Source organism: Cellulomonas sp. FA1, assembly GCF_000986825.1.
Taxonomy (GTDB): domain Bacteria; phylum Actinomycetota; class Actinomycetes; order Actinomycetales; family Cellulomonadaceae; genus Cellulomonas; species Cellulomonas iranensis.
On sequence record NZ_LBMY01000001.1, the window covers coordinates 865,173 to 885,178 of the forward strand.

Below are 20,006 nucleotides of genomic sequence, written 5' to 3' on the forward strand. Positions count from 1 at the left end.
GCAGATGATCGACCAGACCCTGGCCGGTTGCGTCGTGCTCGTCACGGCCGACCGCCGTTCCTCCGAGCTGCGCGCCGCGCTCGAGCGGCGCGGCGCGAGCGTGCGGCACGCGGCCGCGCTCGGCATGGTGCCGCACACCGACGACGCGCTGCTGCTCGAGCGCACGCGCAGCGTGCTCGCCGAGCCGCCCGACACCGTGGTCGTCACGACGGGCATCGGCTTCCGCGGCTGGGTCGAGGCGGCGGACGCCGCCGGTCTCGCCGACCGGCTGCTCGAGGTGCTCGCGGGCACCCGGATCGTCGCGCGCGGCCCCAAGGCGCGCGGCGCGATCCAGGCCGCCGGGCTGAGCGCCGACTGGGTCGCGGAGTCCGAGACGAGCGCCGAGATCGCCGAGACGCTCCTCGACGAGGGCGTCGCAGGGCGCGACATCGTCATCCAGCACCACGGCGCCGGCGCCGACGGCCTCGACGAGGCGTTCGCGCTGGCCGGGGCGCGCGTGCGCAGCCTCGTCGTGTACCGGTGGGGGCCGCCGCCCGACCCCGCGCTCGTCCGGGACTCGACGCGCGCGGTCGCCGACGGCGACGTCGACGCCGTCGTGTTCACGTCGGCCCCGGGTGCCGCGGCGTGGCTCGACGCCGCGCGCGAGGCCGGCGCGCTCGACGGCCTGCTCGCGCGCCACCGCGCGGGTGCCGTCGTGTTCGCGGCCGTCGGTCCCGTCACCGCGAAGCCGCTGCTGGAGGTGGGCATCGAGCCGCTCGTGCCCGACCGCGGCCGTCTCGGCTCGCTCGTGCGCGCGGTCGTCACGCACTACGGCGGCATCGAGGCCCTCGACACGGTCGCCGGCCCGCTGCGCGTGCACCGCGCGGCCGCCGTGCTCGACGGGCGCGTCCTGCCGCTGTCGCGCACGGGCCTGGAGGTGCTGCGGCTGCTCGCGCACGCGCGCGGCTCGGTCGTCCCGCGCGAGCAGGTGCTCGCGGCGCTGCCGGGCGACTCGTCCGACCCGCACGCGGCCGAGGTCGCGATCGCGCGGCTGCGCGACGCGAGCGGCAGCCGCGCCCTCGTCCGCACCGTCGTCAAGCGCGGCTACCGACTCGAGCTCCAGGAGCAGTCATGACCACCACCCCCGCGCCCGTGCTCGTCGGCTGCTCGCACGGCACCGACAGCCACGCGGGCCGCGCCGCGATCGCCTCGATCCTCGTCGACCTGGCGGACCTGCGGCCGGACCTCGACGTGCGCGAGGCGTTCGTCGACGTGCAGCAGCCCGAGCTGCCGGACGTCGTCGCGGGGGCCGTCGTCGACGCCCCGACGGTCGTCGTGCCGCTGCTGCTGTCGACGGGCTTCCACGTGAAGACCGACGTCGCCGAGGCCGTCGACCGTCCCGGGGCCGCCGCGGGCCGACCGATGGGTCCGGACCCGCGGCTGGTCGAGATCCTCGCCGACCGGCTCGCGGACGCGGGCCTCCGCGACGACGACGCGGTCGTCGTCGCGGCGGCCGGGTCGAGCGACCCCGAGGCCGCGACCGCGGTGCGCGAGGTCGTCGCGGGCCTGGCCGAGCGGCTGGGCCGGCCCGTGACCGTCGGGTACGGCGCGGGCGCGCACCCGCGCGTACCCGTCGCGATCGCCGACGCGCGCACCACCCTGGCCCCGGGCGGGCGCGTCGTGGTCGCGTCCTACCTGCTGGCTCCCGGCTTCTTCCTCGACCGCGTGCACGAGGCCGGGGCCGACGTCGTGGCCGCACCCCTGGCACCGGACGTGCGGCTCGCGCAGATCGCGCTCGACCGGTTCGACGAGGTCAGCGCGCAGGCGTCGGCGACGTGGGCGCCGAGCGCGTCGCACGCGGGAGCGTGAGCAGCGCCGACGCGGCGAGGTCCTGCACCTCCTCGTCCGTGAGGCCCGCCGCACGAGCGGTCTCGACGAACGCGACGGCGGCGTCGGCGGCGCCCGCCCGTGCTCGCACGTCGTCGCGCGTCCCGCGGTTCGCGCCCGCCGGATCCGGGGAACCGGCGTGCACGCCGCACCGCCCGGTGTGACGGTGGACGGCATGAGCGAGCAGACCACGGGCTACGACCCGTCGCAGGACCCGGACGCCGACCCCGCCAACCTCAACCCGCGCACGGGTGCGCAGGCCGCCGGCGGCGACGAGCAGGACGTCGACACCGACGCCGAGCCCGCCAACCTCAACCCGCGCGGCACCGAGGACGACGGCTGAACGGTTCGGCGCCGCGTCCGACGCCTGTCGTCTCGGTCGTCGTCCCCGTGCGGGACGACGCCGCGCACCTGGACGCGTGCCTGCGCCTGCTCGCCGCGCAGACCCGCCCGCCCGACGAGGTGGTCGTGGTCGACAACGCGTCGAGCGACGCGAGCGCGCGGGTCGCGCGCGGGCACGGGGCGCGCGTGGTCGTCGAGCCGCGCGTCGGCATCCCTGCAGCCGCGGCCGCTGGGTACGACGCGGCGCGCGGCGACGTGCTGCTGCGGCTCGACGCCGACTCCCGGCCGGCACCCGACTGGGTGGAGCGCGCGCTCGCGACGCTCGCCGACCCCGGCGTCGACGCGGTGACCGGCCACGGGGTGTTCGACCTGCCGGGGCGGCGCGGCGTGCGTCTCGCGCGTGCCTACCTGGGTGCGTACTACGCGCTGGGCCACCTCGCGGCCGGCCACCCGGTGCTGTGGGGGTCGTCGATGGCGTTCCGCGCGTCGGTGTGGCGCGCGGCGCGCCCCCGCGTGACCCGCACGGGCGACGTGCACGACGACCTCGACCTCGCGCTCGCGATCGGCCCGGGTGCGCGCGTCGTCGTCGACCCGGGATGGTCGGTCGGCATGTCGGCGCGCGCCGTGCGCCCGGGGCGGCAGTGGGTGCCGCGCGTGCGGCGCGCGCTCACGACGCTCGCGCGGCACTGGCGGCACGCCCCGCCGTGGGAGCGCTGGCTGCGCCACCGGCGGCCGACGTCGGCCTGAGCTGCACCGAGTGGGCGTCCGGTGCGCAGCCGGTTCTCCCCGGGAACCACGAAGGCCCCAGGTCGATGACCTGGGGCCTTGCTGGTGGGCGATACTGGGATCGAACCAGTGACCTCTTCCGTGTCAGGGAAGCGCGCTACCGCTGCGCCAATCGCCCGCGTGGGGTGTGCTACGAGGTGGAGACGGGATTCGAACCCGTGTATACGGCTTTGCAGGCCGCTGCCTCGCCTCTCGGCCACTCCACCGCTGAGACCGCAGTCCACGACGGCGGTGACGCCGAAGGGGATAGCCTCCGAGCGGACGACGGGATTCGAACCCGCGACCCTCACCTTGGCAAGGTGATGCTCTACCACTGAGCCACGTCCGCACGCCTGGTCTCGCCGTTTCACCGGCGTTTCCTGGTGCGTCGAAGACTCTAGACGACAAACTCGGGGAGAGTCCAACCGGCTCGCTGAGCGCGTCGTCACACCGGCCCTCCGGCGTGTCCGCGTGACGGGCGCGGGAGAGTGTGCTGACGGTCCAGCCGCAGGTCACCGGGCGGTCGCGCCCCGTTCGTCCGGGCGTCGCGGGAGGGTGCCGCGACGTGGTCGTGCCGCGGGTCCGGTGGGTCGCGTCGGTAGGTTGGGGCCGTGCCCGCGCCCGCCATCCCGCCCGCCCCCGTGGCGCCCGGCGTCGCGTGGTTCGGCGGTCGTCGCGCGATCGGCGTCGTCGAGCACGCGGACCTGCGCGCCCGCCCCGACGCGCTCGCGACACCCGGCTGGTGGGCGCTCGTGGGGGAGTTCGAGGGCCGCGTCGACGCGTGGCGGTTCGCACGCGTCGGGCCCGACCGGGCCACCGCCGACCCGGCGACGTGGCGCGGCCCGGCCCCCGGTGCGTGGACCACGTCGCTCGACCGTGACGCCTACGTCGCCGCGGTCGACCGCGTGCGCGGTCACGTGCGCGACGGGCTCGTCTACCAGGCCAACCTCTGCCGCGTGCTGTCCGCGCCGCTGCCCGCCGCCGGCGGTGACGAGCCGGACGCACGCGCGCTCGGGGCGCGCCTCGCGGCCGGGAACCCCGCGCCGTACGCGGGCGGCGTGCACGTGCCGTCCGGCGGCGCCGTGCCCGGCGCGTGGGTCGTGACGGCGTCGCCCGAGCTGTTCCTGCGCGTGCGCGACGGCGTCGTGACGTCCGGGCCCATCAAGGGCACGGCGGCCACGCCCGACGGCCTCACGGCCAAGGACCGCGCCGAGAACGTCATGATCACCGACCTCGTGCGCAACGACCTGCAACGCGTGTGCCGCCCCGGCACGGTCGCGGTGACCGACCTGCTCGCGACCGAGGCCCACCCCGGGCTCGTGCACCTCGTCTCGACGGTCACCGGCGAGCTCGCGCCCGACGTCGCGCACGCACCCGACCTCGTCGCGCGGCTCCTGGACGCGACCTACCCGCCCGGCTCGGTGTCCGGTGCGCCCAAGAGCTCGGCGCTGCGCGTCATCGCCGAGCTCGAGCGCGCGCCGCGCGGACCGTACTGCGGCCTCGTCGGCTGGGTGTGCGTCGGCGACGACGGCACCGTCGAGGCCGAGCTCGCCGTCGGCATCCGCACGTTCTGGTGGCGCGACGGCACGCTGCGGTTCGGCACGGGCGCCGGGATCACGTGGGCGAGCGACGCCGCCGCGGAGTGGGACGAGACGGAGCTCAAGGCGGCGCGGCTCGTCGCGCTCGCGTCCGGCGCCTGACCCCGCCCGGCGCGGCCCCGGTGGCAGGATGGCCGGGTGGACCTCGCGATCTGGGCCGGCGGCCGGCTGCACACCCTCGACGAGCCCGTGCTGACGGCCGTCGACCACGGCCTGACGGTCGGCGACGGCGTCTTCGAGACGTGCGGCGTGCACCGCGGCACCGCGTTCGCCCTCACGCGGCACCTCGAGCGCCTGCAGCGCTCCGCCGACGGCCTGGGGCTGCCCCCGCTGCCGCTCGACGAGGTGCGCGAGGGCGTCCGCGCGGTCCTGGCAGCCGCGGGCGACCGTGCCGGCCGGCTGCGCATCACGGTGACGGGCGGCCCCGGCCCCATGGGGTCGCAGCGCCTCGCGCCCGCCGAGCAGCGGCCGACCGTGGTCGTCGTGGCGGCGCCCGGGGGAGCGGGCGACGTCGCGCGCGCCGTGCGCGTGCCCTGGGTGCGCAACGAGCGGTCGCCGATCGCCGGGCTGAAGACGACGTCGTACGCCGAGAACGTGGTCGCGCTCGCGCGGGCGCGCGAGGCCGGCGCGGACGAGGCGCTGCTCGCGGACACGCGGGGCCGCCTCAGCGAGGGTACGGGGTCCAACGTCTTCGTCGAGGTGGGCGGTGAGCTGCTGACACCCTCGCTCGAGACGGGCTGCCTCGCCGGCATCACGCGCGACCTGCTGCTGCTGTGGGGCCGTGAGGCGGGGCTCCCGGTCCGCGAGGCGGCACCCGACGAGCTGCCGTGGGGCGTGCTCGACGAGGTCGTCGCGGGTCGGGCCCACCTCGTGCTCACGGGGTCGGTGCGCAACGTCACCCCCGTGGTGCGGCTCGACGAGGTCGACGTCGCGGCGGGCCCGCTCGCGGCCGAGGCGCGGCGCGTGTTCCTCGCGCGGATGGCGGACGACCTCGACCCCTGACGCACGACGGCCGGCCCCGCACGAGGCGGGGCCGGCCGGGTGTCGTGGTGCGCCGCGTCGCGGCGCGTGGGGTCAGGCGGTCAGCAGCGCCGCGATGAGCGCCGTGATCTCGCCCTCCATCTTGTCGGACTCGTTGCCCACGGGCACGAGAGCCTGCGTCGCGGCGAGGAAGCGCAGCAGCGGCTCGGTCGGTGCCGCGAGCAGCGCGCTGCCCTCGACCCCGGACAGCGAGACGAGCGTGTAGTCGGGGTCGTCGTCGCGCCACACCTGCACGTCGCCGGTCCCCGCGGGGGCGTCGGCCACGGCGTGCACGCCCTGGACCAGCAGCTCGCGGCCGAGCAGCCACGTCGACATCGTGTGCGCGCCCGTGAACACGGCGCGGACGGTGTAGGGGTCGCTCGTGCGGAAGGACAGCTCGGCGGACACCGGGATCACCGTGGCGTCCGACCCGATCAGCTGCATGGCGACGACCTCGACGACGTCGTACGACGAATCCGCCATCGGGGTCCTCCTGTCGGGGGTGCGGCCCACCGCGGGCCGTGGGAACACATCATGGCAGGACGGATGTCCCATTGGACCGGTGCGTGCCCACAGTTCACCCGCCCGGACCCTTCCTGACCAGTAGGAAAGCGTTCGCCAGGCCGCTGCGGGTGAACGGTAAGCGCCTTCTGCGGTGCTTTGCACGACTTCTGGGGCTCGCGACGGCCCCGGTTCGGAGATCCGGCCGACGTCCGCTAGCATCGTCTCCCGTGCCGCCCACGGGTGGTGCACGTCGTTCGACACGACGGGCGATTGGCTCAGTGGTAGAGCGCCTCGTTCACACCGAGGAGGTCACTGGTTCGAACCCAGTATCGCCCACCCGCACAGCACGCCCCCGGCTCCGGCCGGGGGCGTGCTGCGTTCCCGGAGGTCCCCGGTGACGTCGCCCGGGTCGGGCTCGCGCACGCGTACGAACCGCGTCGCCGCAGGTGGCGCGACAGCCCGCGTGCCAGACTCGCGACGTGGACTTCCTCTCCGCCTACGCCCACGGGTTCGCCCGCGTCGCGGCCTGCACCGTGCCCGTCACGGTGGCCGACCCGGCGCGCAACGCCGCCGCCGTCGTCGCCGCGGCCCGCGCCGCGCACGACGACGCGGTCGCCGTGGCCGTGCTCCCCGAGCTCTGCCTGTCCGGCTACGCCATCGACGACCTCTTCCTGCAGGACGCGCTCCTGGACGCCGTGCGCGACGCGCTCGACGAGGTCGTGGCCGCGTCGAGGGACCTTCGGCCCGTGCTCGTCGTGGGCGCGCCCCTCGCGCACGGCACCCGTGTCCTCAACGCCGCCGTCGTGGTGCACCGCGGACGCGTGCTGGGCGTCGCGCCCAAGTCGTACCTGCCGACCTACCGCGAGTTCTACGAGCGGCGCTGGTTCGCGCCCGGCGACGACGTGCGCGGCACCACCACGGTCGCGGGGCAGGAGGTGCCGATCGGGCCCGACCTGCTGTTCGCCGCGTCCGACGTGCCCGGACTCGTGCTGCACGTCGAGGTGTGCGAGGACATGTGGGTGCCCGTGCCGCCGAGCGCGACGGCGGCGCTCGCCGGGGCCACCGTCCTGGTCAACCTCTCGAGCAGCCCCATCACGGTCGCGCGCGCCGAGGACCGCCGGCTCCTGGTCCGCTCGGCGTCCGCGCGCTGCCAGGCCGCCTACGTGTACGCCGCCGCGGGCCAGGGGGAGTCGACGACCGACCTGTCGTGGGACGGCCAGACCATGCTCTACGAGCTGGGCGAGCTGCTGGCCGAGGGCGAGCGCTTCGCCGACGGCGTCGTGCTGACGACCGCCGACGTCGACCTCGACCGCATCCGCCAGGAGCGGCTGCGCGCGGGCACGTTCGACGACAACCGCCGCGGTCTCGGCCTGCCGCCCGCCGGCGCCTCGCACCGCACGGTGACGTTCACGCTCGACCCGCCCGCCGGCGACGTCGGGCTGCGGCGGCCCGTCGACCGGTTCCCGTTCGTGCCCGACGACCCGGCACGCCTCGCGCTCGACTGCTACGAGGCCTACAACATCCAGGTCTCCGGCCTCGAGCAGCGTCTGCGCGCCGTCGGCGGCGCGAAGGTCGTCATCGGCGTCTCCGGCGGCCTGGACTCGACGCACGCGCTCATCGTCGCCGCCAACGCCATGGACCGGCTCGGCCGCCCCCGCAGCGACATCCTCGCGTTCACCATGCCCGGCTTCGCGACGAGCAGCACGACGCTCGCGTCCGCCCTCGCGCTCATGGAGGCGCTCGGCACGACCGCCGAGACGATCGACATCCGTCCCGCCGCCCGCCAGATGCTCGCCGACCTCGGCCACCCCGCCGGCGCGGGCGAGGAGGTCTACGACGTCACGTTCGAGAACGTGCAGGCCGGCCTGCGCACCGACTACCTGTTCCGCGCCGCCAACCAGCGCGGCGGGATCGTGCTCGGCACGGGCGACCTCTCGGAGCTCGCGCTGGGCTGGTGCACGTACGGCGTCGGCGACCAGATGTCGCACTACGCCGTGAACGCGGGCGTCCCCAAGACCCTCATCCAGCACCTGATCCGGTGGGTCGTGGGGGAGCGGCACTTCGACGACGCGACCAACGCGGTGCTGCTGCGCGTCCTGGACCAGGAGATCTCGCCCGAGCTCGTGCCCGTGCGCGACGGCGAGCCGCTGCAGTCCACCGAGGACACGATCGGCCCCTACGCGCTGCACGACTTCACCCTGTACCAGGTGCTGCGGCACGGCACGCGGCCCAGCAAGGTCGCGTTCCTCGCGTGGCACGCGTGGCACGACGCCGCGGCCGGCGCCTGGCCCGCCGGGTGGCCGCAGGACCGCCGCACGTCCTACGACCTGCCGACCGTGCGGCGCTGGCTCGAGGTCTTCCTGCGCCGGTTCTTCGCGTCGCAGTTCAAGCGCTCGGCGCTGCCCAACGGCCCCAAGGTCAGCGCGGGCGGCACGATGTCGCCGCGCGGCGACTGGCGCATGCCGTCCGACGCGTCGGCCGCCGCGTGGCTCGCCGAGCTCGACGCGCGCGTCCCGCACGACGTGCCGCACGCCTGACCACGGCCTGACCTTGTCGGTCGCGGCGCACCGCGTCGGTGGTCGGGCGCCGCGGTCGGTAGCATCGACCACGCCCTGGTCGGCGAGCGCCGACGTGCCGTGACGCGGCGGGCGTGCACCCGAGGAGCCCTGATCGTGCCCGAGCAGATCACCCTGACCGTCGACGGCGTCGAGACCCCGGTCGCGCAGGGCACGACGGGCACGGACCTGTTCGGCGACCGCCGCGACGTCGTCGTCGTGCGCGTCGACGGCGAGCTCAAGGACCTCGCGCTGCCGCTGCCCGCCGGCGCGGTCGTCGAGGCCGTCACCATCGACTCGCCCGACGGGCTGTCGGTGCTGCGGCACTCGGCGGCGCACGTGCTCGCGCAGGCGGTGCAGGAGGTCAACCCGCAGGCGCGCCTGGGCATCGGCCCGCCCATCACCGACGGGTTCTACTACGACTTCGACGTCGAGACCCCGTTCACGCCCGAGGACCTCAAGGCGATCGAGAAGGTCATGAACCGGATCGTCAAGGAGGGGCAGACCTTCCGACGGTGGGACGTGACCGAGGCCCAGGCGCGCGAGGAGCTCGCGGCCGAGCCGTACAAGCTCGAGCTCATCGGGCTCAAGGGCGAGGCCGGCGACGCTGCCGACGGCGCGTCGGTCGAGGTCGGCCTCGGCGGCCTGTCGATCTACCAGAACGTGCGGGGTGCGGGCCGCGAGTCCGAGACCGTCGTGTGGCAGGACCTGTGCCGCGGGCCGCACCTGCCCAGCACCCGCCTCATCGGCAACGGCTTCCAGCTCACCCGGTCCGCCGCGGCGTACTGGCGCGGGTCCGAGAAGAACCCGCAGCTGCAGCGCGTGTACGGCACCGCGTGGCCCACCAAGGACGAGCTCAAGGCCCACCTCGAGCGCCTCGCCGAGGCCGAGCGCCGCGACCACCGCCGCCTGGGCAACGAGCTCGACCTGTTCTCGTTCCCCGAGGAGATCGGCTCCGGCCTGTCGGTGTTCCACCCCAAGGGCGGCATCATCCGCATGGAGATGGAGCACTACTCCCGCAGGCGCCACGTGGAGTCCGGCTACTCGTTCGTCAACACGCCGCACATCACCAAGGAGCAGCTCTTCCAGATCTCGGGCCACCTCGACTGGTACGCCGACGGCATGTACCCGCCGATGCAGCTCGACGAGGAGCGCGACGCCGACGGCAACGTGCGGCGCGCGGGGCAGAACTACTACCTCAAGCCCATGAACTGCCCCATGCACAACCTCATCTTCAAGTCGCGCGGGCGGTCGTACCGCGAGCTGCCGCTGCGGCTGTTCGAGTTCGGCACCGTCTACCGGTACGAGAAGTCGGGCGTCGTGCACGGCATGACCCGTGGCCGCGGCTTCACGCAGGACGACGCGCACATCTACTGCACCCGCGAGCAGATGCGCGCCGAGCTCACGAGCCTGCTCACCTTCGTGCTCGAGCTGCTCAAGGACTACGGGCTCGACGACTTCTACCTCGAGCTGTCCACCCGCAACCCCGAGAAGTCGGTCGGCTCGGACGAGGTGTGGGAGGAGGCCACCGAGACGCTGCGCGCGGTGGCCGAGGCCTCGGGCCTCGACCTCGTGCCCGACCCGGGCGGCGCCGCGTTCTACGGCCCCAAGATCTCCGTCCAGGCCAAGGACGCGATCGGCCGCACGTGGCAGATGTCGACCATCCAGCTCGACTTCAACCTGCCCGAGCGGTTCGAGCTCGAGTACACCGCGCCCGACGGCAGCCGGCAGCGGCCCGTGATGATCCACCGCGCGCTGTTCGGCTCGATCGAGCGGTTCTTCGCGGTCCTCACCGAGCACTACGCAGGCGCCTTCCCGGCGTGGCTCGCGCCCGTGCAGGTGCTGGCCGTGCCCGTCGCCGAGCCGTTCGAGCCGTACCTCGACGAGGTCGTGTCGCGCCTGCGGGCGCAGGGGGTGCGCGCCGAGGTCGACCGCTCGGACGACCGGTTCGGCAAGAAGATCCGCAACGCCTCGACGCAGAAGATCCCGTTCGTGCTGATCGCCGGCGGCGAGGACGCCGAGGCCGGTGCGGTGTCGTTCCGCTACCGCGACGGCCGCCAGGACAACGGCGTGCCGGTCGACGAGGCGATCGAGCGGATCGTCACGGCCGTGCGCGACCGCGTGCAGGTCTGAGCCGTGACCTCCTCCGACGAGGTCGAGGTCGAGCCCGCCGGTGCCTTCGCGGGCGACCCCGACGGGCTCGACCGGCTCTGGACGCCGCACCGCATGGTGTACATCGGCGGGCAGGACAAGCCCGCCGACGACGCGCCCGGCGACGGCTGCCCGTTCTGCCGCATCCCGGCGCTGCCCGACGAGCAGGGGCTCGTCGTGCACCGCGGCGCGGTCGCGTACGTCGTCATGAACCTCTACCCGTACAACTCGGGGCACCTGCTGGTGTGCCCGTACCGGCACGTCGCCGACTACACGGACCTCACCGAGGCCGAGGTCGCCGAGGTCGCCGCGCTCACCCGCACCGCCATGCGGGTCGTGCGTGACGTCATGGCGCCCCAGGGGTTCAACCTCGGGATGAACCAGGGGCAGGTCGCCGGCGCCGGCATCCAGGCGCACCTGCACCAGCACGTCGTCCCCCGCTGGGGCGGCGACGCGAACTTCCTGCCCGTCGTCGCCCGCACGCGTGCGCTGCCCGCCCTGCTCGGCGACACGCGCGCCGCGCTCGCGGCCGCCTGGCCGGCCACCCCGGAGGTCTGACGCGTGCTCAGCCGCCTGCGCGGTCTCATGACGCGCCTGTGGACCCCGCTCGCCGACGTGCTCCTGCGCGCCGGCGTCTCGCCCGACGCCGTGACGATCACCGGCACGCTCGTCGTGGTCGCCACCGCGCTGTGGGCCTTCCCCACCGGGCACCTGCTGCTCGGCGCCCTGCTCATCGCGCTGTTCACGCTCACCGACTCGATCGACGGCGTCATGGCGCGCCGCGCGGGCCGCAGCGGCCCCTGGGGTGCGTTCCTCGACTCGACGCTCGACCGGTTCGGCGACGGCGCGATCTTCGCGGGCCTCGTGCTCTGGTACACCGGCGCGGGCGACCACCGGCCCACCGCCGTGCTGGCCCTCGCGTGCCTCGTGCTCGGCTCGATCGTGCCCTACGCGCGGGCCCGCGCCGAGGGTCTCGGCATGACCGCCTCGGGCGGCATCGCGGAGCGCGCCGACCGGCTCTTCGCCGTGCTGCTGGCCGCGTTCCTCGTCGGCCTCGGGCTGCCCGTCGTCGTCATGACCGTGGTGCTCGCGCTGCTCGCGCTCGCGTCCGCCGTCACCGTCGTCCAGCGCATGGCCGCCGTGCGCCGCCAGGTCCGGGAGGCGGCCTCGTGAGGTTCGACGTCGCGCGCGCCTACCACCTGGCCTGGCGCGTCGGTCACCGCGTCCCGGGGCCCGTCGTGCGCGCGCTGACCACGCTCGGGGCCGACGTCGCGTGGTGGCGCCGCGGGTCCGGCGTGCGCCGCCTCGAGGCGAACCTCGCGCGCGTGCGCCCCGAGCTCGATCCCGCGGCGCTGCGACGGCTGTCGCGCGCCGGCATGCGCTCGTACATGCGCTACTTCGGCGAGACGCTCACGCTGCGCGGCAGCAGCCCCGACCGCATCGCCGCGCGCGTGCGCGCGGTCGGTGACGCGCCCGTGCGCGCGCTGCTCGCCGACGGGCACGAGGTCGTCCTCGCGCTCGGCCACATGGGCAACTGGGACCTCGCCGGCGCGTGGGCGACCGCGCACCTCGGCCACGTGACGACCGTCGCCGAGCGGCTCGAGCCCGAGGAGCTCTTCCAGGAGTTCCTGGCCTTCCGCGAGTCCATCGGTCTGACGATCATCCCGCTCACCGGCGGTGGTGACGTGTTCCGCCAGCTCGTGCGCGTCGCCCGGGGCGGCCCGGGGGTCCTGCCGCTGCTGGCCGACCGCGACCTCACGGCCAGGGGCGTCGAGGTCGACCTGTTCGGGCGCCGCGCGCGCGTGGCCGCCGGCCCCGCCGCGCTGGCGGTCTCGACCGGCGCGCCCCTGGTGCCCGCCGCCATCACCTACGAGCGTCTGCACGGCGCCCGTCGCCGCGCGGCCGGCACGCCGTGGGGCATCGTCATCACGTTCCTGCCGCGCGTCGACGTCCCCGCGGACCTGCCGCGGGCGCAGCAGCTGCAGACCGTCACGCAGGGCTGGGTCGACGCCCTCGCGGGGGTGATCCACGCGCGGCCGCAGGACTGGCACATGCTGCAGCGCGTGTTCGTCGAGGACCTCGACCCGGCGCGCGACGCCGCCCGGCGCGCGGCCGCGCCGCCGGACCTCGGCGCCGGTGGCGAGGAGGGCGCGTCATGAGCGAACGACCGCTGCGCGTCGGGATCGTCTGCCCGTACTCGTTCGACGTGCCCGGGGGCGTGCAGTTCCACGTGCGCGACCTCGCGGAGTCGCTCCTGCAGCGCGGGCACGACGTGTCCGTGCTCGCGCCCGCGGCCGAGGACACGCCCGTCCCGTCGTACCTGGTCCCCGCGGGCCGTGCCGTGCCGGTCCACTACAACGGGTCGGTCGCACGCCTGACGTTCGGGCCCGTGACCGCCGGTCGCGTGCGCCGCTGGCTCGCCGCCGGCCGTTTCGACGTGCTGCACCTGCACGAGCCCGTGACGCCCAGCCTGGGCATGCTGGCGCTGTGGATCGCGGACGGCCCGGTCGTCGCCACGTTCCACACGTCCATCACGCGCTCGCGCTCGCTGCAGGTCGCGTACCCGCTCGTCCGGCAGTCGCTCGAGAAGATCTCGCTGCGCATCGCCGTCTCCGAGGACGCACGGCGCACGCTCGTCGAGCACCTCGGCGGCGACGCGGTCGTCATCCCGAACGGCGTCCAGGTCGACGCGTTCGAGGGCGTCGGCACCGACCCCCGCTGGACCGGCACGCCCGACGCCCCCACGCTCGCGTTCCTCGGCCGGCTCGACGAGCCCCGCAAGGGCCTCGCGGTGCTGCTGAAGGCCATGCCCGCCGTCCTCGACGCCTACCCGGGCGCACGGCTGCTGGTCGCGGGCCGCGGCGACACGGGAGCCGATCAGGCGCGCGACGCGCTCGGCGACCGGGCGGGCGCGGTCGAGCTGCTCGGCGGCGTGAGCGAGGAGGACAAGGCGCGCCTGCTCGCGTCGGTCGACGCGTACGTCGCGCCGCAGACCGGCGGCGAGAGCTTCGGGATCGTGCTGGTCGAGGCGATGAGCGCCGGCAGCGCGGTCGTCGCGAGCGACCTCGGCGCCTTCTCGCGCGTGCTCGACGGCGGCGAGGCGGGCGTGCTGTTCCGCACGGGCGACCCGGCCGACCTCGGCGCGACGCTGGTCCGCGTGCTCGGCGACCCCGAGCTGCGCGCCCGGGTGACCGCGCGCGCGTCGCAGGTCGTGCGCCGGTACGACTGGTCGGCCGTCACGGACCAGGTGCTCGCGGTGTACGAGATGGCCGTCGCCGGGCGTGACGCCCCCGTCGGCGAGGACCCCTCGTCGCTGCGCGGCGCGCGCCTGCTCGAGCTGCGCAGGGGCAGGTCGTCGTGACGGCCGAGATGTGGGCCGACGGCACGGTCGTGCTCGTCGTCGTGGGCGTCGTGCTGCTGCTCGCGTGGCTCGTGTGGGTGCAGGCCTCGCGGCTGGACCGGCTGCACCGCAAGGTCGGCGCGTCGCGTGCGGTCGTCGAGGCGCAGCTCGTGCGCCGCGCCGGCGTGGCGGCCGAGCTCGCGACGAGCGGGCAGCTCGACCCCGCCAGCTCGGTGCTCGTGGGCGAGGCCGCGTGGGCCGCGCTCACGGCCGGCGGGGCCGGCGGCGACGTGCCGTCCTCGGGTCTGCTCCCGCCGGACCTGCGCGCGTTCCTCGGCACGTCGGCGGCCGCGCGGGGCCTCGACCGCGGGCAGGTCGAGAGCGAGCTCAGCGCGACGCTCGACGAGGTGCTCGACGAGCCCGAGGAGGTCGCCGCGCTCACGGCCGACCCCGTGGGCGAGCGGCTGCTCGGCGAGCTCGCGGCGGCCTGGTACCGCGTGCAGCTCGCGCGCCGCTTCCACAACGAGGCCGTCGCGCAGACGCAGCGCGTGCGCCGCGGCGCGCTCGTGCGGCTGCTGCGGCTCGCGGGGCACGCGCCCGAGCCGCGCACGCTCGAGCTCGACGACGCGTGGCCGCGCGGCCTGCCGCTGCCCGGCGAGGCCGCGTCGGCGCGTCAGCCGCGCCCCGGGACCGCGGGCTGACGCACCGGACGACGCACCCGCCGGTCGGCCGGCGTCCGCGTGCCGGTCACCCGGCGGCCGCGCGCGGGCCGCGACCTAGGATGGGCGCGCCCCGACCACGGCGGCCGGTGTCACGCCCGTCCCCGGGGTCCGCCGGGGAGCCGCGCGTCCCGAACCCACGGATCGAAGAGGTCTGACGTGACCGAGAACTCCCAGCCCGCGGCCGCGGGCGAGGTCGGCACCGCCCGCGTCAAGCGCGGCATGGCCGAGATGCTCAAGGGCGGCGTCATCATGGACGTCGTCACGCCCGAGCAGGCGAAGATCGCCGAGGACGCCGGGGCCGTCGCGGTCATGGCGCTCGAGCGCGTGCCGGCCGACATCCGCGCGCAGGGCGGGGTCGCGCGCATGAGCGACCCCGACCTCATCGACGGGATCATCTCGACGGTGTCGATCCCCGTGATGGCCAAGGCCCGCATCGGGCACTTCGTCGAGGCGCAGGTGCTCCAGTCGCTCGGCGTCGACTACGTCGACGAGTCGGAGGTGCTCACGCCCGCCGACTACGCGCACCACATCGACAAGTGGGCGTTCACGGTGCCGTTCGTGTGCGGTGCGACCAACCTGGGCGAGGCGCTGCGCCGCATCACCGAGGGCGCGGCGATGATCCGCTCGAAGGGCGAGGCCGGCACGGGCGACGTGTCGAACGCGACGACGCACATGCGCACGCTGCGCGACGAGATCCGCCGCCTCACGTCGCTGCCCGAGGACGAGCTGTTCCTCGCCGCGAAGGAGCTGCAGGCGCCGTACGACCTCGTCAAGGAGGTCGCGACCACCGGCAAGCTGCCCGTCGTGCTGTTCACGGCGGGCGGGATCGCGACCCCGGCCGACGCCGCGATGATGATGCAGCTGGGCGCCGAGGGCGTGTTCGTCGGCTCGGGCATCTTCAAGTCCGGCAACCCGGCGCAGCGCGCGGCGGCCATCGTCAAGGCCACGACGTTCTACGACGACCCCGACGTGGTCGCGCAGACGTCGCGCGGCCTCGGCGAGGCGATGGTCGGCATCAACGTCGACGACGTGCCGGTGCCGCACCGCCTGGCCGAGCGGGGCTGGTGACCACGGACGAGCAGCGGCCCACCGGGACCGTCCCCGCCGCCGGTGCGGACGGGGGCGGTCCCGGGGGCGCCTTCGGGCCCGAGTGGGTCCCGGGGCCGGACGGCCTGCTGGAGCGCTCCGCCGCGCGCGTGATCCTGCTCGACGAGCACGACCGCGTGCTCCTCGTGCGCGGGCACGACGTCGACCTGCCCGACCGCTCGTGGTGGTTCACGGTCGGCGGCGGCATCGACGCGGGGGAGGACGAGCGCGCGGCCGCGGTGCGCGAGGTCCGCGAGGAGACCGGCATCGTGGTCGACGCCGACGACCTCGTCGGCCCGGTCTACACGCGCTCGGCCGTGTTCGACTTCGCCGCGCGCACGTGCCGGCAGCACGAGGTGCTGTTCCTCGCGCGGGTGAGCAGCGCGGACCTGGCGCTCAGCCGCGACGGCTGGACCGACGTCGAGCTCGACGTGATCGACGAGCTGCGCTGGTGGGACCTCGACGCGCTCGCGCAGGTCACGATCGAGGTGTTCCCGGCGGGCCTCGCCGACCTCGTGCGGGACGTCCTGGTGTGGGACGGCACGACGCGGCACCTGGGGCTCGCGCGCGAGTGAGCCGCGCCCGAGCCGCGCGGACCCCTGCGCGTACCGGTCGGTAACGTCGCCGTCACGCGACGGCGCTAGCGTCCCGCCATGCCCCGCCCCGCCGCCGCCTCGCCCGTCACCCGCATCCCCCGCTCGGGGATCCGCACGCTCATGGAGCTCGCGCTGCGCGACCCGGACGCGATCCACCTCGAGATCGGCGAGCCGGACGTCGCACCGCCCGCGCACGTCGTCGACGCCGTCGCCGCGGCGGCCCGCGACGGGCGGACCGGCTACACCTCGAGCCTCGGCCTCGACGCGCTGCGTGCGGCGGCCGCCGACCGCGTGACCCGCACGCACGCCCGGGTCACGACGGCCGACGAGGTCGTCGTCACGCACGGCGCGATGCACGGCCTCGCGATGGCGATGGCGACGCTCCTCGCACCGGGCGACGAGATCCTCTTCCCCGACCCCGGGTTCCCCAACTGGGAGATGGCGGCGGTCGCGGCGTCGGCGGTCGCGCGGCGGTACCCGACGCACGCCGCCGCGGGCTTCGTGCCCGACCCGGACGAGGTCGAGGCGTGCGTCACGCCGCGCACGCGTGCGATCGTCGTGTGCTCGCCCAACAACCCGACCGGCGCGGTCTACCCCGACGCCGTGGTCGCCGCGCTCGTGGACGTCGCGCGCCGCCACGACCTGTGGCTGCTCTCGGACGAGTGCTACGAGGCCATCACGTTCGACGCACCCCACGCGAGCCCGCTCGCGCACGACACCGACGGGCGCGTGCTGGGGTTCTTCTCGCTGTCGAAGACGTACGCGATGACCGGGTGGCGCGCCGGGTACGTCGTGGTGCCCGACCCGCACGTGGTCGACGCGCTCGGCCACCTCGCCGAGGCGACGGTCGCGTGCCCGTCGACCACGGGCCAGGTCGGCGCGCTCGCGGCCCTCACGGGCCCGCAGGACGCCGTCGCGGACGCCGTCGCGTCGTACCGCGAGCGACGCGACGCGGCCTGCGCGCTGCTGCGGCGCCGTGGCGTGCGGCACGTCGAGCCAGACGGCGCGTTCTACCTCATGGTCGACGTGGGCGAGGCCGACACCGACGCGTTCGCGCGCCGGCTGCTCGCCCGTCGCGGCGTCGCGGTCGCGCCCGGCTCGACGTTCGGCGAGCACGCCGCGGGGCTCGTGCGCGTCTCGCTCGCGGCGCCGCGCGACCTGCTGCTGACGGGCCTCGAGCGGCTCGCCGACGAGGTCGTGGGCGCGGGTGGCGCCGGGGTCGTGGGGCGCGCCGTCGCCGCCGCGCGGTGACGGCGTCGCCAGGCGCGACGTCGTCGTCCGCGTCGGCCTGGCCGGCCGGGTCCTGGCCCGCTCGCGGCCACGCAGGGCGCGGCGCCTAGGATCGGCTGCCGTGCCCCCCACGAGCCCCACGATCGGTGTCCTCGCCCTGCAGGGCGACGTCCGCGAGCACGTCGCCGCGCTGACCTCGCTCGGCGTGGCGGCGGTCGGCGTGCGTCGCCGGTCCGAGCTCGACGCGGTCGACGCGCTCGTCCTGCCGGGCGGCGAGTCCACGACGATCGACAAGCTGCTGCGCGCGTTCGAGCTCGACGGCCCCGTGCGCGAGCGGCTCGCGGCGGGCATGCCGGCGTACGGGTCGTGCGCGGGGATGATCCTGCTCGCGGACCGGATCATCGGCGGCATCGACGGGCAGCGCACGCTCGGCGGCGTCGACATCACGGTGCGCCGCAACGCGTTCGGGCGGCAGGTCGACTCGTTCGAGACCGACCTCGTGATCGACGGCGTCGCCGACAGCGCGACGGACCCCGTGCACGCGGTCTTCATCCGCGCGCCGTGGGTCGAGGAGGTCGGACCGGCCGCCACGGTCCTCGGTCGCGTGGAGGACGGCCCCGCCGCCGGTAGGATCGTCGCGGTGCGCCAGGGCCCGTTGCTGGTCACGTCCTTCCACCCGGAGGTGACGGGCGACACGCGGGTGCACCGACTGTTCGTGCAGATCGTCCGCGACAGCCTGTGACGTCGCGGCGTCCTGCGGCCCGTCCCTCACGGACGGCGCCGCCGGGGCGCGACGCGGGCGGAACCAGCGGAGACGAAGGGGTAACGAGGCATGTCGGGTCACTCCAAGTGGGCCACCACGAAGCACAAGAAGGCCGTCATCGACGCGAAGCGCGGCAAGCTCTTCGCCAAGCTCATCAAGAACATCGAGGTGGCCGCCCGCACGGGCGGCGGTGACCCCGCCGGCAACCCCACGCTCTTCGACGCCATCCAGAAGGCGAAGAAGTCCTCGGTGCCGAACGACAACATCGACCGCGCCGTCAAGCGCGGGTCGGGTGCCGAGGCCGGCGGCGCCGACTACCAGTCGATCACGTACGAGGGCTACGGCCCCGGCGGCATCGCGGTGCTCGTCGAGTGCCTCACCGACAACCGCAACCGCGCCGCGTCCGACGTGCGGGTCGCGTTCACGCGCAACGGTGGCCAGATGGCCGACCCGGGCTCGGTGGCGTACATCTTCAGCCGCAAGGGCGTCGTCATCGTCCCCAAGGAGGGCACCGACGAGGACGCCGTCATGGAGGCCGTGCTCGAGGCCGGCGGCGAGGAGGTCAACGACCTCGGCGAGCAGTTCGAGGTGCTGAGCGAGGCCACCGACCTGGTGCCCGTGCGGTCCTCGCTGCAGGCCGCGGGCATCGACTACGACTCGGCCGACGTCGTGTGGTGGCCGTCGACGCAGATCGAGGTCGACGCCGAGGGGGCGCGCAAGATCCTGCGGCTCATCGACGCGCTCGAGGACTCCGACGACGTGCAGAACGTCTACGCCAACTTCGACGCGTCCGACGAGGTCATGGCCGAGCTCGACGCCGAGTGAGTCGTCCGCCACGGGCCCCGTCACGGTGTGGCGGGGCCCGTGGTGTGCCCGGGCCTGCGACGATGGCGCCGTGCGCGTGCTCGGAGTGGACCCCGGCCTGACCCGCTGCGGCCTCGGCGTCGTCGACGCGCTGCCCGGGCGGCGCGCGCGGCTCGTGCACGTCGACGTCGCGCGGTCCGACCCGACGCTCGACGTCGACCAGCGGCTGCTCGTCATCGAGCGGTCCATCGAGGAGTGCCTCGAGGAGCACGCGCCCGACACGGTCGCCGTCGAGCGGGTCTTCGCCCAGCACAACGTCAGCACGGTCATGGGGACCGCGCAGGTCGCGGGCCTCGCGATGGTCGCGGCCGCGCGGCGTCGCATCCCCGTCGCGCTGCACACCCCGAGCGAGGTCAAGGCCGCCGTCACGGGGTCGGGGCGCGCCGACAAGGCCCAGGTCCAGACGATGGTCGCGCGCCTGCTCGGGCTCGCGGAGGTCCCGCGGCCGGCCGACGCGGCCGACGCGCTCGCGCTCGCGATCTGCCACCTGTGGCGGCCCGCGGGCACGCTCGGCGCGCCGCAGCGCGAGCCCGGTGCCCTCACGGCGGCGCAACGGCAGTGGGCGGCCGCCGAGCAGGCGGCGCGCCGGCGCGCCTGACGCGCG

At 75.3% G+C, this 20,006-nt stretch carries 20 protein-coding genes and 4 tRNA genes; 20 read left to right on the forward strand and 4 right to left on the reverse strand.

The window, feature by feature from the left end; translation table 11 throughout:
• Positions 1–4 precede the first annotated feature (4 nt).
• The 4 genes from GY42_RS03800 (at position 5) to GY42_RS03810 (ending at position 2,955) form a co-directional block, all read left to right on the forward strand.
• The gene (locus GY42_RS03800; RefSeq protein WP_046530511.1) at positions 5–1,114 is read left to right on the forward strand and encodes a uroporphyrinogen-III synthase; all 1,110 of its coding nucleotides are present in this window, start codon (positions 5–7) and stop codon (positions 1,112–1,114) included.
• Positions 1,111–1,848: a sirohydrochlorin chelatase gene (locus GY42_RS03805; protein WP_046528317.1), complete on the forward strand. Its 738-nt coding sequence runs from the start codon at positions 1,111–1,113 to the stop codon at positions 1,846–1,848. The genes GY42_RS03800 and GY42_RS03805 overlap by 4 nt, the downstream gene beginning before the upstream one ends.
• A 193-nt stretch (positions 1,849–2,041) precedes the next feature.
• Positions 2,042–2,209 (forward strand): hypothetical protein, encoded by a 168-nt coding sequence (locus GY42_RS19585; RefSeq protein WP_163275800.1) that lies wholly within the window; start codon positions 2,042–2,044, stop codon positions 2,207–2,209.
• A complete protein-coding gene (locus GY42_RS03810) occupies positions 2,206–2,955 on the forward strand; it encodes a glycosyltransferase family 2 protein (protein WP_046530512.1) in 750 nt (249 codons plus the stop codon). The genes GY42_RS19585 and GY42_RS03810 overlap by 4 nt, the downstream gene beginning before the upstream one ends.
• Before the next feature lie 82 nt (positions 2,956–3,037).
• On the opposite strand, the gene GY42_RS03815 is transcribed toward GY42_RS03810, so the two are convergent.
• The 3 genes from GY42_RS03815 to GY42_RS03825 form a co-directional block, all read right to left on the reverse strand.
• A tRNA-Val gene (locus GY42_RS03815) sits at positions 3,038–3,112 on the reverse strand.
• A 17-nt stretch (positions 3,113–3,129) separates the two neighbouring features.
• Positions 3,130–3,200: transfer RNA gene (locus GY42_RS03820), tRNA-Cys, on the reverse strand.
• A 50-nt stretch (positions 3,201–3,250) separates the two neighbouring features.
• Positions 3,251–3,322 (reverse strand) — tRNA-Gly (locus tag GY42_RS03825).
• Between the two features lie 262 nt (positions 3,323–3,584).
• Between GY42_RS03825 and GY42_RS03830 the strand changes: the two genes are divergently transcribed.
• Both GY42_RS03830 and GY42_RS03835 read left to right on the forward strand, forming a co-directional pair.
• Complete coding sequence (locus tag GY42_RS03830) at positions 3,585–4,673, forward strand: chorismate-binding protein (RefSeq protein ID WP_236686707.1); 1,089 nt, start codon at positions 3,585–3,587, stop codon at positions 4,671–4,673.
• A 36-nt stretch (positions 4,674–4,709) separates the two neighbouring features.
• Positions 4,710–5,573 (forward strand): aminotransferase class IV, encoded by an 864-nt coding sequence (locus GY42_RS03835; RefSeq protein WP_046528319.1) that lies wholly within the window; start codon positions 4,710–4,712, stop codon positions 5,571–5,573.
• Positions 5,574–5,645: 72 nt separating this feature from the next.
• Here the strand turns inward: GY42_RS03835 and GY42_RS03840 are convergent, their stop codons facing one another.
• Positions 5,646–6,074, reverse strand: a complete 429-nt coding sequence (locus tag GY42_RS03840) for an SsgA family sporulation/cell division regulator (protein WP_052748194.1) — start codon at positions 6,072–6,074, stop codon at positions 5,646–5,648.
• Positions 6,075–6,359: 285 nt separating this feature from the next.
• On the opposite strand from GY42_RS03840, the gene GY42_RS03845 reads away from it, so the two are divergent.
• The 14 genes from GY42_RS03845 to ruvC all read left to right on the forward strand — a co-directional run bounded on the left by GY42_RS03845 (position 6,360) and on the right by ruvC (position 20,000).
• Positions 6,360–6,431, forward strand: a tRNA-Val gene (locus GY42_RS03845).
• A 143-nt stretch (positions 6,432–6,574) separates the two neighbouring features.
• Positions 6,575–8,632 (forward strand): NAD(+) synthase, encoded by a 2,058-nt coding sequence (locus tag GY42_RS03850; protein ID WP_046528320.1) that lies wholly within the window; start codon positions 6,575–6,577, stop codon positions 8,630–8,632.
• A 135-nt stretch (positions 8,633–8,767) separates the two neighbouring features.
• The gene (thrS, locus tag GY42_RS03855) at positions 8,768–10,783 is read left to right on the forward strand and encodes a threonine--tRNA ligase (RefSeq protein ID WP_046528321.1); all 2,016 of its coding nucleotides are present in this window, start codon (positions 8,768–8,770) and stop codon (positions 10,781–10,783) included.
• A 3-nt stretch (positions 10,784–10,786) separates the two neighbouring features.
• Positions 10,787–11,359 carry an HIT family protein gene (locus tag GY42_RS03860; protein ID WP_046528322.1) on the forward strand — a complete coding sequence of 191 codons (573 nt, stop codon included), beginning with the start codon at positions 10,787–10,789 and terminating at the stop codon, positions 11,357–11,359.
• A 3-nt stretch (positions 11,360–11,362) separates the two neighbouring features.
• Positions 11,363–11,974: a phosphatidylinositol phosphate synthase gene (pgsA, locus tag GY42_RS03865; RefSeq protein WP_046528323.1), complete on the forward strand. Its 612-nt coding sequence runs from the start codon at positions 11,363–11,365 to the stop codon at positions 11,972–11,974.
• Positions 11,971–12,960, forward strand: coding sequence for a phosphatidylinositol mannoside acyltransferase (locus GY42_RS03870; RefSeq protein ID WP_046528324.1), 990 nt, complete (start codon positions 11,971–11,973; stop codon positions 12,958–12,960). The genes pgsA and GY42_RS03870 overlap by 4 nt, the downstream gene beginning before the upstream one ends.
• Before the next feature lie 11 nt (positions 12,961–12,971).
• Entirely contained in the window at positions 12,972–14,162 is a 1,191-nt protein-coding gene (locus tag GY42_RS03875; RefSeq protein ID WP_082131684.1) for a glycosyltransferase family 4 protein, read from the forward strand.
• Between the two features lie 8 nt (positions 14,163–14,170).
• Complete coding sequence (locus tag GY42_RS03880) at positions 14,171–14,842, forward strand: hypothetical protein (RefSeq protein ID WP_046530514.1); 672 nt, start codon at positions 14,171–14,173, stop codon at positions 14,840–14,842.
• Between the two features lie 177 nt (positions 14,843–15,019).
• Positions 15,020–15,931 (forward strand): pyridoxal 5'-phosphate synthase lyase subunit PdxS, encoded by a 912-nt coding sequence (pdxS, locus tag GY42_RS03885; RefSeq protein ID WP_046528326.1) that lies wholly within the window; start codon positions 15,020–15,022, stop codon positions 15,929–15,931.
• Positions 15,928–16,524 (forward strand): NUDIX hydrolase, encoded by a 597-nt coding sequence (locus tag GY42_RS03890; RefSeq protein WP_046528327.1) that lies wholly within the window; start codon positions 15,928–15,930, stop codon positions 16,522–16,524. The genes pdxS and GY42_RS03890 overlap by 4 nt, the downstream gene beginning before the upstream one ends.
• Positions 16,525–16,602: 78 nt before the next feature.
• Entirely contained in the window at positions 16,603–17,796 is a 1,194-nt protein-coding gene (locus GY42_RS03895) for a pyridoxal phosphate-dependent aminotransferase (protein WP_046528328.1), read from the forward strand.
• A gap of 100 nt (positions 17,797–17,896) precedes the next feature.
• A complete protein-coding gene (gene pdxT / locus GY42_RS03900; protein ID WP_046530515.1) occupies positions 17,897–18,517 on the forward strand; it encodes a pyridoxal 5'-phosphate synthase glutaminase subunit PdxT in 621 nt (206 codons plus the stop codon).
• A 90-nt stretch (positions 18,518–18,607) separates the two neighbouring features.
• On the forward strand, positions 18,608–19,363 hold the full coding sequence (locus tag GY42_RS03905; RefSeq protein WP_046528329.1) for a YebC/PmpR family DNA-binding transcriptional regulator: 756 nt from the start codon (positions 18,608–18,610) through the stop codon (positions 19,361–19,363).
• Between the two features lie 70 nt (positions 19,364–19,433).
• Complete coding sequence (gene ruvC, locus GY42_RS03910; RefSeq protein WP_046528330.1) at positions 19,434–20,000, forward strand: crossover junction endodeoxyribonuclease RuvC; 567 nt, start codon at positions 19,434–19,436, stop codon at positions 19,998–20,000.
• The last annotated feature ends 6 nt before the right edge of the window (positions 20,001–20,006 follow it).

Coding starts and splice junctions, on each gene's coding strand:
- GY42_RS03800 (WP_046530511.1), top strand. CDS start 5: ATGATCGACCAGACCCTGGCCGGTTGCGTCGTGCTCGTCACGGCCGAC.
- GY42_RS03895 (WP_046528328.1), top strand. CDS start 16,603: ATGCCCCGCCCCGCCGCCGCCTCGCCCGTCACCCGCATCCCCCGCTCG.
- GY42_RS03840 (WP_052748194.1), bottom strand. CDS start 6,074: ATGGCGGATTCGTCGTACGACGTCGTCGAGGTCGTCGCCATGCAGCTG.
- GY42_RS03805 (WP_046528317.1), top strand. CDS start 1,111: ATGACCACCACCCCCGCGCCCGTGCTCGTCGGCTGCTCGCACGGCACC.
- GY42_RS03880 (WP_046530514.1), top strand. CDS start 14,171: ATGTGGGCCGACGGCACGGTCGTGCTCGTCGTCGTGGGCGTCGTGCTG.
- GY42_RS19585 (WP_163275800.1), top strand. CDS start 2,042: ATGAGCGAGCAGACCACGGGCTACGACCCGTCGCAGGACCCGGACGCC.
- GY42_RS03905 (WP_046528329.1), top strand. CDS start 18,608: ATGTCGGGTCACTCCAAGTGGGCCACCACGAAGCACAAGAAGGCCGTC.